Source organism: Microbacterium sp. HD4P20 (assembly GCF_019449275.2).
Classification (GTDB): domain Bacteria; phylum Actinomycetota; class Actinomycetes; order Actinomycetales; family Microbacteriaceae; genus Microbacterium.
The window spans coordinates 87,877-100,070 of sequence record NZ_JAHZQZ020000014.1; the positions used below are offsets into that span (position 1 = coordinate 87,877).

The window sequence follows — 12,194 nt, forward strand, 5'->3', positions numbered from 1 at the left end:
CCTGTCATGAGCGGCATCGGTCCGGATGCAGCCACGGCTGCTGCCGGCGGGCCGGAGGCGGCCGACCGGTCCGTCGCTCCCGCCGAGGTCGCGCGCGTCCAGCGGCGAACGGTCTGGGCTCTCTCGCTCGGTCAGGTGCTCGGTGGGCTGGCCTTCGGCGCCACGTTGTCGCTGGGCGCGGTGCTGGCCGCGGAGCTGTCGGGCGATGAGGCGTTCTCGGGCCTCGCAGCGGCGGCGGTCACGCTGGGGACGGCGCTCACGGCTGTTCCACTGGCGCGCCTGGCGCGCCTGCGCGGCCGCCGCCTGTCATTGACCGTCGGCATGGCGATCGCCCTCGTCGGCGTCGTGGTCGTCGTGGCAGCGGTCGGAGCCGGCTCCTTCCCGCTGCTGCTCGGCTCGTTCCTGCTGATCGGCGCGGGGCAGGCGGCCAACCTGCAGTCGCGTTTCGCCGCAGCCGATCTCGCGACCGACGCGACGCGCGGCCGCGACCTGTCGATCGTGGTGTGGGCGACCACCGTGGGCGCGGTTCTGGGACCGAATCTCACCGGTCCCGGAGAGCTGGTCGGCGACGCGGTGGGCATGCCTCCGTTGACCGGCCCCTACCTGTTCACCGTCGTCGCCCAGCTGATCGCGATCGCGGTGTATCTCACGACACTTCGGCCCGACCCGCTGCTCCTCGCGCAACGCGTGGTCGCGGCTGCGCCCAAGATGGCCATCGCGTTCGTGAAGCCCGACAGTCCGGTGGCGGCACGGTATGCGATCTTCGCGATCGCCGCCGCGCACGGCACGATGGTGTCGGTCATGGCGATGACCCCGGTGCACCTGCTGCACCACGGCGCGTCGCTGGCGATCATCGGTCTGACCCTCAGCCTGCACATCGCGGGCATGTACGCGCTGTCGCCGGTCTTCGGCATCATGTCGGACCGGTTCGGCCGCGTGCCGACACTCCTCATCGGTCAGGTGCTCCTTGCCGCAGCCCTGCTCACCGCGTCGTTCGGCGCCGAGTCCACGGCGGCGGTGACGGTCGGACTCGTCCTGCTGGGCCTGGGCTGGAGTGCGTCCACGGTCGCCGGCTCGACGCTGCTGACCGAGGCCTCGTCCGAAGAGCGTCGCACGCGCCGGCAGGGGTTCAGCGACTTCGCCATGAGCCTCGTGGGAGCGGGCGGTGCAGTCCTTGCCGGACTCGTGCTGGGCTGGCTCGGCTACGGCGGCCTCGCGCTGGTGGTTGGCGTCCTCGTCGTGTCGAGCCTTCTGTTGTCACCCCTCGGGTTGCGCGTGGCGCCCCGCGCGACACCGGACCCCTGATCGGGGTCGATCGGCGAGCCGGGCGGTCAGGGGCGGAGCGCCGCGATCGCCCGGTCGACGTCGGCCTCGTCGTTGAAGACGTGGAACGCGACGCGCGCGCGGCCGGCTCGACCGGATGCCACGATGCCGGAGTCGGTCAGCCGGGCGAGGTCGTCGCCTGCCGGATCGCTCCACGTCGCGATCGCCGACGGGTGCTGCGGCCGCGGCAACCCCATGCCTGCGCGGAAGGCGGCAGCGAGCCCGGTGACGTGCGCGTGCAGCGATCCCGGGTCGAGGGCGGCGAAGAGCTCGAGAGCAGGCGCCGCTCCCACGAACGCCTGCCACGCCGGTGACACATCGAAGCGCCGGGCACCGGAGGCGAGCGTGCCACCGGCGCCGTAGCACGACGCCCACGGGTCGTCGCCGGCGTACCAGCCCGCCATGCGCGGGGGCATCACGTCGGCCAGCCGATCCGACACCGTGAGGAACGAGACACCCCGCGGGGAGCACAGCCACTTGTAGGCGTGGCAGATCACCGCGTCGAAGCGGGATGCCTCGACCGGCAGCCATCCGACGGCCTGGGTGGCGTCGCACAGGGTCATGGCGCCGCAACGCGCGGCGGCTCCGATGATCGCATCGACGTCGGCCACCTCCCCGGTGGCGGATTGCACCACCGAGAAGGCCACGAGACGCGTCTGCGCCCCGATGGCCTCCGCGAGGCCCTGAAGCGGTGCCGTCCGAACGTGGATGCCACGCCCGGCGTGCACGAAAGGGAGCACGATCGACGAGAACTCGCCGTCCGGCACCAGCACCTCGGCGCCGTCGGGCAGCGCGGCGGCGACGAGTGCGGCCGCCGCAGAGGCCTGCGAGCCGATGGCCACCCTTTCCGGGGCCACCACGACCAGAGACGCGAAGAGCGCCCGGGAGTGCTCGACAGCGGCGGAGTATGCGGCGATGTCGGGTCGCCCGGCCGCGGAGGAATCGAGGTCGGCGCGGACTGCCGCGACGGTTGCGCGGGTCGGCAGCCCCACCGTGCAAGCTGCGAGGTAGCCGTCGCCGCCGACGAAGGCGGCGCGTGCCTGCGAGAGCGAGATCCGGGGGGTGGGAGCGACCGGCATGGGTCCAGCCTGCGCCGCGGCGATACCTCCCGTCTACGGCAGGTATCGCATCACTTGCATGACAGATGATTATGATTTGCGGGTGAGCGACATCGGGGTGTTCGAAGCGGGGGAACCGGGGTTCGATGCCCGCGACCTGCGCGTGGTGAAGGCCATCGCCGATACGGGCTCCATCACGCGGGCTGCCGCGCAGCTCGGCTACAGCCAGCCCGCCGTGAGCCAGCTGGTGCGGCGGATGGAGCGGCGCCTGGGCGTGGCGCTCGTCGAGCGCGTCGGACGCGGCGTGCGGCTCACCGAGGCGGGACGCGTGCTGGCCCGGCACGCGGGCGTGGTGACGACCGCGCTGGATGCCGCGGCGGGGGAGCTCGCGGATCTGCGCGGTCTGCGCGCCGCACGTGTGCGGCTGATGGCGTTCCCCTCGGCCTCGCCCACCGTGGTGCCGCGGCTTCTCGCGGACCTTGCGCTGCAGCATCCGGGTATCGCCCTCACCTACGTCGAGGCCGAGCCGCCCGAGGCCGTCCAAGCGGTGCGGGACGACCGCACCGACATCGCGCTCACTTTCAGCTATCCGGGCGATCGCGAGGACCCGCATGGCTCCAGCGCCCGCGGGCTGGCGGTGCGCGCTCTCGGCACGGACGATCTGCTCGCGGTGCTGCCTGCCGCGCATCCCGCGGTCGGCCGCGGTGTCGTCGACGTGGCGACGCTCGCCGACGACGACTGGATAGCCGGCTGCCCGCGCTGCCGCGGCCACCTGCTCGAGCTGTGCGGCAGGGCCGGCTTCGCCCCGCGGATCGCGTTCGAGACCGACAACTTCGTGGCGGTCGAGGGCCTCGTCGCGCAGGGCATCGGCGTTGCGACGCTTCCTCGCATGGCGGTCGAGTCCTTCCCGCAGCTGCCCGGGGTGGCGATCGTGCCTCTGCCGGAGGGCGAGCAGCGCACCCTCCACGCAGTGACCGCACGCGGTTCCGAGCGGGTGCCCGCGGTTCGGGCGACGCTCGCCGCGCTGTCGCGGCTGGTCGGTCCGGGTGGTCTTCGAGCCCTCGGGGGCGGGGCATCCCACACCTAGACTGGGATGCGATGCCTTCTTCGCCTGATCCTCGTACCACGACCGCGACCGGCGCCGACGTGCGCGTGCGGTTCTGCCCGTCGCCCACCGGCCTGCCGCACGTCGGCCTCATCCGCACCGTGCTGTTCAACTGGGCGTACGCGCGCCACCAGGGCGGCAAGCTGATCTTCCGCATCGAAGACACCGACGCGGCGCGCGACAGCGAGGAGAGCTACCTCCAGCTGCTCGAGGCGCTGCGCTGGCTGAGGATCGACTGGGACGAGGGCGTCGAGGTCGGCGGTCCGCACGCGCCATACCGGCAGTCCGAGCGTCACGAGATCTACCGCGATGTCCTTGCGAAGCTCGTCGAGGCCGGAGCGGTGTACGAGAGCTACTCGAGCGCCGAAGAGATCGATGCCCGCAACGAGGCCAATGGCCGGGCGAAGCAGCTCGGGTACGACAACTTCGACCGTGACCTGACCGACGAGCAGAAGGCGGCGTTCCGTGCCGAGGGGCGCGAGCCGGCGTGGCGCCTGCGCGTCCCCGACGAGGACCTCACGTACGTCGACCTGATCCGCGGCGAGGTCACCTTCCCGGCGGGGTCCTTCCCGGACTTCGTGCTCGTGCGCGCGGGGGGAGTGCCGCTGTATCCGTTCGTGAACCCCGTCGACGACGCGCTCATGGGGATCACGCACGTCATCCGCGGCGAGGACCTCATGCCTTCCACCGCCCGCCAGCTCGCGCTGTACCGGGCACTGGTGGATGCCGGCGTCACGAGCTTCGTCCCGCGCTTCGCGCACATGCCGCTCGTGCTGGGGGAGGAAGGCAACAAGAAGCTCTCCAAGCGCGATCCGAAGGCGGACCTCTTCCTGCAGCGCGAGAAAGGCTTCATCCACGAGGGACTGCTCAACTACCTCGCGCTGCTCGGTTGGTCGATCGGTCCCGACCGCGACGTGTTCTCGCTCGACGAGCTCGTGGCGGCATTCGACATCGCCGACGTGAACCCCAACCCGGCCCGGTTCGATCAGAAGAAGGCCGAGTCGATCAACGGTGACCACATCCGCATGCTGGAGCCCGCCGACTTCGCCGCTCGGCTGGTGCCTTACCTTGCGGGCGCCGGAGTCGTGTCGGACCCGCCGACGCCCACCCAGCAGGCGACCTTGACCGCGGCGGCCCCGCTGGTGCAGGAGCGGATGCAGCTGCTGGGCGACGCTCCCGGGCTGCTGGGCTTCCTGTTCACCGACGCCGTGACGTACCAGGACGACGCGCTGGCATCGCTGCCCGCGAACGCGGGCGAGGTGCTCGTTGCGTCCGTCTCGGCGCTCGAGCTCGTGCCCGAGTCGGAGTTCACCACGGCTGCCGTGCAGGAGGCGCTCGCCTCGGCATTGGTGTCGTCCGAGTCCGAGGGTGGACTCGGACTCAAGCCGCGCATCGCCTACGGACCGCTACGTGTGGCCCTCAGCGGCAGGCGTGTGTCGCCGCCGCTGTTCGAGTCGATGGAGCTGCTCGGCAAGTCCGAGACCATCCGCCGCCTCGCCGCACTCGTCGACGCGCGCGGCTGACTGCTCGGTTTGGAGCACGTGCCGCGGTCGCGTAGACTTGCTCCTCGGCACGGCTTCGGCTGACAGCCTTGGGGTATGGTGTAATTGGCAACACGGCGGTTTCTGGTACCGTTGTTCTTGGTTCGAGTCCAGGTACCCCAGCAGAGCGAAAACCCCCGGTCACACCGGGGGTTTTGCTTTTGTCCGATCACACACGGGCTGTTTCAAGGGCCGGCGGATGCCTCACCTCGGCGCGTGCGCGAGGACTTCGGCCGCGGCATCCTGACCCAAGCGGAAGTAGTCCGGGTTGTCGTCGCTGTGGGCCAGGAGAGTGAGTGACACGGCGGCTGCCCACGCGTGCGCACGCCGCCACGTCGAGGCGTCGTAGGCCGCACTCGTCGCGGCGACGAAGCGCGCCCGGCCCGCTTGATCGAAGGCCAACCATGCAATGGCGAGATCGTACGCGGGGTCGCCCGCGGTGACATCGCCGAAATCGATGATGCCCGCCAGCGCACCCTCGTGCGCCACGATGTTGCCGGGGTGCAGGTCGCCGTGGATCCACACCGGCGGGCGTCCCCATTCCGGCGTCGACACGCCCGCGCGCCAGATCGACCTCAACGCGGACGCGGATGCGGGGTCAAGCGTGCCGATGTCGGCGAGCGCGTCGATGCGCTGCGTGACGGCGGCGTCGCGGGTGGCCAGCGGACGGCCGCGGACCGGATTGACCGGAAAGGCGTCCGACGCCTCGATGTGGAGGGCGCGCATGGCGGAGGCCAGCGGCTCTGCCCATACCGTCCGCTGCGGCCGGGGCACATCGAGCCCGCGCTCGCCCTCGATCCACGGGACGATCGACCACGCCCACGGGAACCCCGAACCCGGCGCACCCGCCACGATCGGCTCCGGTACGCGCACGCCGATCGCGGTGAGCCGGCGGGCGATGCCCGGAAGCGCGAGCTGCTCGTTGCGAACCAGGGGAGCGGCCACTTCGCGTCTCGGGAGCCGAACGGCCAGGGTGTCGCCGAGCCGCCAGACCTCGCTGTCCCAGCCCTCGGCGACCTTGGCAAGCGTCAGCGCGCCGGGGTTCGGGATCTGGTCCCGCGCCTGCGCGTCGAGCAATGCGCGGATGAGAAGAGCGTCGATCGGCACCTCTGCGGCGGGTTTGTCAGGCACCAGACGACGATAGCCTGTTGTGTTTGTGTGGGAATGTGTTGTAATGTGTGGGAATCCAACGAAGGGTCACATCGGATGTACGCGACGGAGCGCCACGAGCAGATCGAGCGCCTGCTGACCGCACAGGGCCGGGTCGGCGTGGTCGAACTCGCCGAGCGTTTCGATGTCACGACCGAGACCATCCGGCGCGACCTCGACCATCTCGAGTCCCTCGGCGCACTGCGCCGCGTGCACGGGGGAGCGGTCGGTCGCGAGCGCGCCAGCACGCGAGAGCCGTCGCTGGCCGAACGCGAGCAGCATCACGGCAGGGCGAAAGCGGCGATCGGGCTTCGCGCACTCGATGCGCTCGGCGCGGACTTCAGCGGATCGGTCTTCCTCGACGCCGGAACGACGACCGCCGCGGTCGCTTCCGCGCTGATCCCGCGACTGGCTGACGCGCGCATCGAGATCGTCACGCACGCGCTCACCCTCGGCCACACGCTGGCGGCGGTGCCCGGGGCATCCCTCTCGCTCATCGGGGGCAGGGTGCGCGGACTCACGGCGGCGGCCGTCGGCGCAGACACCGTGCGCGCGGTCCAGGCCCTGCGCCCAGACGTGGCCTTCATCGGCACGAACGGCGTCTCGGCAGGCTTCGGCCTGAGCACCCCCGACCCTGACGAGGCTGCCGTCAAGCACGCGATCGTACGATCGGCCCGACGCGTCGTGGTCGTCGCCGACGCCGACAAGCTCGGCGCCGAGCTGCTGGTGGGCTTCGCTTCGCTCAGCGACATCGACGTTCTCGTCACCGATGCCCCGCCCGAAGCCGAACTGGCAGATGCCCTCGCGGACGCTCAGGTGGAGGTGTGGCTCGCATGATCGTGACATTGACGGCCAATCCGTCGTTGGATCGCACCGTGACCCTGCCCGCTCCGCTTCGCCCCGGCGAGGTGCAGGCCGCGACCTCGGCGAGAGAGGATGCCGGCGGAAAGGGCATCAACGTGGCTCGTGCCATCGCCGCGGCAGGCGAGGAGTGCGTCGCGATTCTGCCGCTCGCACACGACGACCCGTTCGACGCGGCGCTACGCGAGGGCCCCCTCACGTCCCAGCGTGTGCCGGTGCGAGGCCACGCGCGCGCCAACCTCGCGATCACCGACCCTGCCGGGGTGACGACCAAGCTCAACCTGCCCGGCGCGACGCTGTCGGCGGATGAGGTCGCCGAGGTCATCGATGCGGTGGTGACGCGCACCCTGGGTGCGCGATGGCTGGTGCTCGCTGGCTCGCTTCCGCCCGGGGTCCCCGACGACTTCTACGCGCGTGTGATCCACGCGGTGCGCCGCGCGCACGGCGATGCTCCGCTGATCGCCGTCGACGGCGCCGGCGCGGCCCTCGCCGCGGCAGTCGCCGACGGGGCGCCCGACCTGATCAAGCCCAACGACGAAGAACTGGCCGGCCTGGTCGGAGCCGAACTCCATGGCGCGGCCGTCGTCGAGATCTTCGACCTCGCGCGCGCGATCGTGCCGACGCAGGTCGGAGCCGCGCTGATCACTCTCGGCTCGCGTGGCGCGCTGCTGGTCGAACCCGACGGCGCGTGGGCGGCGACGCCCCCGCCCATCCTCGTCGTCAGCACCGTCGGCGCCGGCGACAGCTCGCTCGCCGGCTACGTCCTGGCGCACGCGCGCGGCGCCGACCCCGCCGAGCGGCTGCGCCTCGCCGTCCGCTACGGCGCGGCCGCGGCATCCCTTCCCGGCACGCAGGCTCCGGCACCGGCCGACCTGCCGCTCGGCGACGTGCCCGTCACGCGTCTGGCCTGAACCCCTCACCTACCGACCGCAGGAGGTCATCGTGTCCGACACCATCACCCCGGGGCTCGTCAGCCTCGACGCCGCCCTCGGCGACGACAAAGCCGCCGTCATCCGCGCACTGGCGGCCCGTGTGGTCGCCGAGGGGCGCGCCACCGACGTCGAGGCGCTCTTCGACGACGCCTGGGCCCGCGAAGAGAAGGACGAGACCGGCCTGCCCGGCGGCATCGCGATCCCGCATGCCAAGAGCGCGGCGGTCATGACCGCGTCGCTCGCGTTCGCCCGGCTCACCCCGGGCGTGGACTTCGGCGCCCCGGACGGCCCCGCCGACCTCGTCTTCCTCATCGCCGCGCCGGCCGACGCCGCCGAAGCGCACCTCGCCGTGCTGTCGAAGCTTGCGCGCAGCTTGATGCAGGCCGAATTCACCGCGGCTCTGCGCGCCGCGAACGACGCCGACGCCGTCGTGGCGGTCGTGCGCGAGGCGATCGGCGAGTCGACGCCGGTGAGCCCCGCGGCGAGCACCACGGCCGAGCAGACTCCGGATGCCTCCGCGCCGACTGCCGAGGTATCGGGCCTGTCCATCGACGGCCGCCCGGCGCGGATCGTCGCCGTGACGGCCTGCGCAACAGGCATCGCCCACACATTCATGGCGGCGGATGCCCTCACGGCGGCGGGACGGAACGCCGGCGTCGACGTGTCCGTCGAGCCGCAGGGCTCCAGCGGCTACCAGGCGCTGCCGGCCGACGTGATCCGCAACGCGGACGCGGTGATCTTCGCCACCGACGTCGACGTGCGCGAGCCGCAGCGCTTCGCCGGCAAGCCAGTCGTGCGCGCAGGGGTGAAGCGTGGCATCGAGCAGCCCGACCGGCTGATCGCCGAGGCGATCGCCGCCGCCGGCGACCCGGCCGCGGCCCGCGTGGGCGGCGACGCCGGCGCGGTATCGGCGGCGCCGGCCGAGACGCTGTCGTGGGGCGCGCGCATCCAGCGCATCCTGCTCACCGGCGTCAGCTACATGATCCCGTTCGTCGCCGGCGGTGGCCTGCTCATCGCTCTCGGCTTCCTCCTCGGCGGCTACCTCGTCACCGAGAACGCCGCGACCGTCATCGTTCAGAACTCGCTGTGGGACCTTCCCACCGAGAACATCACGTCGGACTTCGGTCCGCTGGGCCAGTACCTCGGCTCGGTTCTCTTCATGATCGGCGCGACATCGATGGGCTTCCTGGTGTCGGCTCTCGCGGGCTACATCGCGTTCGCCATCGCCGACCGGCCCGGTATCGCCCCCGGCTTCGTCGCCGGTGCGGTCGCCGTCCTCATGAACGCCGGCTTCATCGGCGGCATCGTCGGCGGTCTGCTCGCAGGCCTGACGGCGTGGTGGATCGGAACCTGGCGCGTCCCGCGCTGGCTGCGGGGCCTCATGCCCGTCGCGATCATCCCGCTCCTGGCGTCCATCGTGGCATCTGGTCTCATGGTGCTGTTCCTCGGCCGGCCGATCGCGACCCTCATGGAATGGCTCGATGTGTGGCTGACCGATCTGGCAGGCACCGCGGGCATCGTCGCCGTCGGCGTGGTGCTGGGGCTCATGATGTGCTTCGATCTCGGCGGACCCATCAACAAGGTCGCGTACGCGTTCGCGGTCGCGGGCCTGGCAGCCGCCACGGCAGACAACCCCACGCCGTACCTCATCATGGGCGCGGTCATGGCAGCGGGCATGGTCCCGCCACTGGCGATGGCGCTGGCGTCCACGGTGATCGCGCGCGGACTGTTCCCGCCGGTGGAGCGGGAGAACGGCAAGGCGGCGTGGCTGCTCGGCGCAGCGTTCATCAGCGAGGGAGCGATCCCGTTCGCGGCGGCCGACCCGCTCCGCGTCATCCCGGCCTCCATGGTGGGCGGCGCCGTCACCGGCGCGCTCAGCATGGCGTTCGGCGTCCAGTCGCTCGCTCCGCACGGCGGTGCGTTCGTCTGGTTCGCGATCAACCCGTTCTGGGGCTTCCTCGTCGCCATCGCCGCCGGTACCGTCGTGACAGCGCTGCTGGTCATCGCACTCAAGAAGTGGGTCGGCCGCAAGGAGCTCGAGCAGGCCGAAGCGCCGTTCGAAGCCGTCCCCGCGTAACCGACCGACATCCGAGAAGACGAGGAGACACACCATGGCAGAACGTCAGGCCACCATCGCCAGCAGCTCGGGGCTGCATGCCCGCCCTGCGAAGCTGTTCGTGCAGGCCGTGCAGTCCCAGCCGGTCTCGGTCACCATCGCCGTGGACGGTGGTCCGGACCTCAACGCCGGCAGCATCCTTTCCCTCATGGGGCTGGGTGCGTCACATGGTACGGTCGTCACACTCAAAGCCGAAGGCGACGGCGCCGATGCGGCCCTCGACGAGCTGGTGGCTCTGCTCGAGACCGACCTCGACGCGCAGTAGCGGCCGGCGCAGAGACGAGACGACGGATGCCGCGGGTCGAAGCCGCTGCGGCATCCGTCGTCCGTTTACGTCTCACAGATCGGCGGCGTCCCCCGGATCGAGGGTGAGGAACTCGCCGCCGCCCTGTTCGGTCGCCCATCGCAGCCGCGCGCGCCCCATGTCCTTGCCCACGACCGACAGGGTCATGTCGTGGGTGCCGAACGCGCGGCGCGGTTGGACGGCCAGGACGAAGTCCATCGCCTCGCCGATCTTGAGCCACGGTGCTCCGATCGGTGCTGCCAGAAGATCGATCGAGTGCTCTTCGGGCAGCGCGTACGAGTCGCCCGGGTAGTAGAAGGCATCGTCCACGAGTACCCCGACGTTGTCGATGACCGGGATCGACTCGTGGATGACCGCGTGGCGCCCCCCGAAGAACTCCATGCGGAAGGGATCGATGCTCACGGTGTCGCCGGGGCCCACGACTGTCACCTCGTAGCCGGCGGCCGCCCTCGCCACCCCCTCCGGGCCGAAGATCTGCGCGCCGGGGTACGTGCCGAGCAACCGGTCGAGGTGATCGGGCGTCCAGTGGTCGGGATGCTCGTGGGTGAGGACGATGCCCACGACGTCGTCCAGCTCGCCCAGCGGAGCGGTGAACGATCCCGGATCGATCACGAGGGTCTTGCCGGCGTTCCCGAGTGTGAGGGTCGCGTGTTCGAACTTGGTGACTCGCATGAGTGAAGTCAACCCCCCGCCCGCGCGGTGGGCAACACCCGGCCGCACCGATTTGGAGGGGTCAGACGCGACGTGGCATAATCGAACGGTTGCCTGAACGGCCCCATCGTATAGCGGCCTAGTACGCCGCCCTCTCACGGCGGTAACGCGGGTTCGAATCCCGCTGGGGTCACCAGTCAGACAACACTGCAGATCCGTCGGCTCGTCCGGCGGAGATGTGCGGCCCCATCGTATAGCGGCCTAGTACGCCGCCCTCTCACGGCGGTAACGCGGGTTCGAATCCCGCTGGGGTCACCAACGTCAGAACGCCCCGCTCGGTCACGAGCGGGGCGTTCTTGCGTTGGTCATGCCAGCAGGGTGAGAGTCGCTCGCGCGCGGGGCGTCTCGTCGTTTCAGACGGCGTGGGGGAGCAGCACGATGACGGCGGAGAGGATGCCGCAGCCGCCGACGAACAGGGTCAAGACCAGCAGCAGCCCAGCGCCCGGCATCCGTTCGGGTCGATCCTCGAGCAGCGCCTCGTTGACGCGCGCGTGGCGTACACGCGAGCGCAACCACAGCATCACCGCGAAGGCGACGCCGACGATGCCCGGCACGAGCCACGCTTGCTGCAGCTGAGACGACGGCGCGATGGCGGGTACGACCCGCAGCGCGATGAGGGAGCCCACGCCGATCGCGAGCGCGGTGCGACGCCAAGCGAGCTCGGTGCGCTCGGGCTGCAGCCCCGGATCGAACAGCAGGCGCTGCGTCATCGCAGCACCACGCCGAGCAGGACCAGGGCGGCCACCAGCACGATCGTCACCGCCAGAGCGATGCTCGTGGCCGAGCCGGGAAGCGGCGAGGCCACGCGCAGGGCGCGTTCGATGCGGCCCCACTCGAACCACGCCAGCACGGGCACGACGAGTCCCGCGGCGATGAGGATCAGGGATGCCGCGAGGCGCAGGCCGGGCTGCAGGTCCAGACCGAGCGCCTCCAGCGCCACGCCTCCGGCGATGAGGGCGAGCGCGGTGCGGTTCCAAGCCAGGAAGGTCCGTTCGTTGGCGAGGCTGAACCGCGCGTCCGGCTCGTCGCCGGTTCCGTAGACCGACTGCGGGAATCTGCTGCGGGGCACCGTCCCACACTACCGACGGCACCCT

12 protein-coding genes and 3 tRNA genes are annotated in these 12,194 nt (G+C 71.1%); 10 read left to right on the forward strand and 5 right to left on the reverse strand.

Annotation, left to right across the window (positions count from 1 at the left end):
• The first annotated feature begins 6 nt into the window (after positions 1 to 6).
• The gene (locus K0817_RS08635) at positions 7 to 1,305 is read left to right on the forward strand and encodes an MFS transporter (RefSeq protein WP_219981065.1); all 1,299 of its coding nucleotides are present in this window, start codon (positions 7 to 9) and stop codon (positions 1,303 to 1,305) included.
• A gap of 26 nt (positions 1,306 to 1,331) precedes the next feature.
• Here K0817_RS08635 and K0817_RS08640 read toward each other — a convergent pair whose 3' ends face one another.
• Entirely contained in the window at positions 1,332 to 2,402 is a 1,071-nt protein-coding gene (locus tag K0817_RS08640; protein ID WP_219981066.1) for an aminotransferase class V-fold PLP-dependent enzyme, read from the reverse strand.
• An 82-nt stretch (positions 2,403 to 2,484) separates the two neighbouring features.
• Here K0817_RS08640 and K0817_RS08645 point away from each other — a divergent pair, with 82 nt between their 5' ends.
• From K0817_RS08645 to K0817_RS08655, 3 genes are all read left to right on the forward strand, one after another.
• A complete protein-coding gene (locus tag K0817_RS08645) occupies positions 2,485 to 3,468 on the forward strand; it encodes a LysR family transcriptional regulator (RefSeq protein WP_374209536.1) in 984 nt (327 codons plus the stop codon).
• Between the two features lie 11 nt (positions 3,469 to 3,479).
• The gene (gene gltX, locus K0817_RS08650; protein ID WP_219981068.1) at positions 3,480 to 5,009 is read left to right on the forward strand and encodes a glutamate--tRNA ligase; all 1,530 of its coding nucleotides are present in this window, start codon (positions 3,480 to 3,482) and stop codon (positions 5,007 to 5,009) included.
• Positions 5,010 to 5,078: 69 nt separating this feature from the next.
• Positions 5,079 to 5,150 (forward strand) — tRNA-Gln (locus K0817_RS08655).
• Positions 5,151 to 5,231: 81 nt separating this feature from the next.
• Here K0817_RS08655 and K0817_RS08660 read toward each other — a convergent pair.
• Positions 5,232 to 6,158, reverse strand: a complete 927-nt coding sequence (locus K0817_RS08660; RefSeq protein ID WP_219981069.1) for an aminoglycoside phosphotransferase family protein — start codon at positions 6,156 to 6,158, stop codon at positions 5,232 to 5,234.
• A 75-nt stretch (positions 6,159 to 6,233) separates the two neighbouring features.
• Here K0817_RS08660 and K0817_RS08665 point away from each other — a divergent pair, with 75 nt between their 5' ends.
• Genes K0817_RS08665 through K0817_RS08680 form a run of 4 tightly spaced genes read left to right on the forward strand, consistent with a single transcriptional unit; the run spans position 6,234 to position 10,350 of the window.
• On the forward strand, positions 6,234 to 7,013 hold the full coding sequence (locus tag K0817_RS08665) for a DeoR/GlpR family DNA-binding transcription regulator (protein WP_219981070.1): 780 nt from the start codon (positions 6,234 to 6,236) through the stop codon (positions 7,011 to 7,013).
• Positions 7,010 to 7,948, forward strand: a complete 939-nt coding sequence (locus K0817_RS08670; RefSeq protein WP_219981071.1) for a 1-phosphofructokinase — start codon at positions 7,010 to 7,012, stop codon at positions 7,946 to 7,948. The genes K0817_RS08665 and K0817_RS08670 overlap by 4 nt, the downstream gene beginning before the upstream one ends.
• A 31-nt stretch (positions 7,949 to 7,979) precedes the next feature.
• Positions 7,980 to 10,046: a fructose-specific PTS transporter subunit EIIC gene (locus tag K0817_RS08675; protein ID WP_219981072.1), complete on the forward strand. Its 2,067-nt coding sequence runs from the start codon at positions 7,980 to 7,982 to the stop codon at positions 10,044 to 10,046.
• A gap of 34 nt (positions 10,047 to 10,080) precedes the next feature.
• The gene (locus K0817_RS08680; protein WP_219981073.1) at positions 10,081 to 10,350 is read left to right on the forward strand and encodes an HPr family phosphocarrier protein; all 270 of its coding nucleotides are present in this window, start codon (positions 10,081 to 10,083) and stop codon (positions 10,348 to 10,350) included.
• Between the two features lie 72 nt (positions 10,351 to 10,422).
• Here the strand turns inward: K0817_RS08680 and K0817_RS08685 are convergent, their stop codons facing one another.
• Positions 10,423 to 11,061: an MBL fold metallo-hydrolase gene (locus tag K0817_RS08685; protein WP_219981074.1), complete on the reverse strand. Its 639-nt coding sequence runs from the start codon at positions 11,059 to 11,061 to the stop codon at positions 10,423 to 10,425.
• Positions 11,062 to 11,160: 99 nt separating this feature from the next.
• On the opposite strand from K0817_RS08685, the gene K0817_RS08690 reads away from it, so the two are divergent.
• A tRNA-Glu gene (locus K0817_RS08690) sits at positions 11,161 to 11,236 on the forward strand.
• Between the two features lie 46 nt (positions 11,237 to 11,282).
• Positions 11,283 to 11,358, forward strand: a tRNA-Glu gene (locus tag K0817_RS08695).
• 95 nt (positions 11,359 to 11,453) lie between these two features.
• Here the strand turns inward: K0817_RS08695 and K0817_RS08700 are convergent.
• Entirely contained in the window at positions 11,454 to 11,810 is a 357-nt protein-coding gene (locus tag K0817_RS08700; RefSeq protein WP_219981075.1) for a DUF202 domain-containing protein, read from the reverse strand.
• Positions 11,807 to 12,169, reverse strand: coding sequence for a DUF202 domain-containing protein (locus K0817_RS08705; RefSeq protein ID WP_219981076.1), 363 nt, complete (start codon positions 12,167 to 12,169; stop codon positions 11,807 to 11,809). The genes K0817_RS08700 and K0817_RS08705 overlap by 4 nt, the downstream gene beginning before the upstream one ends.
• Positions 12,170 to 12,194: the final 25 nt, after the last annotated feature.

Bases quoted from the DNA above. Each gene is read 5' to 3' on its own strand.
- K0817_RS08635 (WP_219981065.1), top strand. From the start codon at position 7: ATGAGCGGCATCGGTCCGGATGCAGCCACGGCTGCTGCCGGCGGGCCG.
- K0817_RS08640 (WP_219981066.1), bottom strand. From the start codon at position 2,402: ATGCCGGTCGCTCCCACCCCCCGGATCTCGCTCTCGCAGGCACGCGCC.
- gltX (WP_219981068.1), top strand. From the start codon at position 3,480: ATGCCTTCTTCGCCTGATCCTCGTACCACGACCGCGACCGGCGCCGAC.
- K0817_RS08665 (WP_219981070.1), top strand. From the start codon at position 6,234: ATGTACGCGACGGAGCGCCACGAGCAGATCGAGCGCCTGCTGACCGCA.
- K0817_RS08670 (WP_219981071.1), top strand. From the start codon at position 7,010: ATGATCGTGACATTGACGGCCAATCCGTCGTTGGATCGCACCGTGACC.
- K0817_RS08680 (WP_219981073.1), top strand. From the start codon at position 10,081: ATGGCAGAACGTCAGGCCACCATCGCCAGCAGCTCGGGGCTGCATGCC.
- K0817_RS08685 (WP_219981074.1), bottom strand. From the start codon at position 11,061: ATGCGAGTCACCAAGTTCGAACACGCGACCCTCACACTCGGGAACGCC.
- K0817_RS08700 (WP_219981075.1), bottom strand. From the start codon at position 11,810: ATGACGCAGCGCCTGCTGTTCGATCCGGGGCTGCAGCCCGAGCGCACC.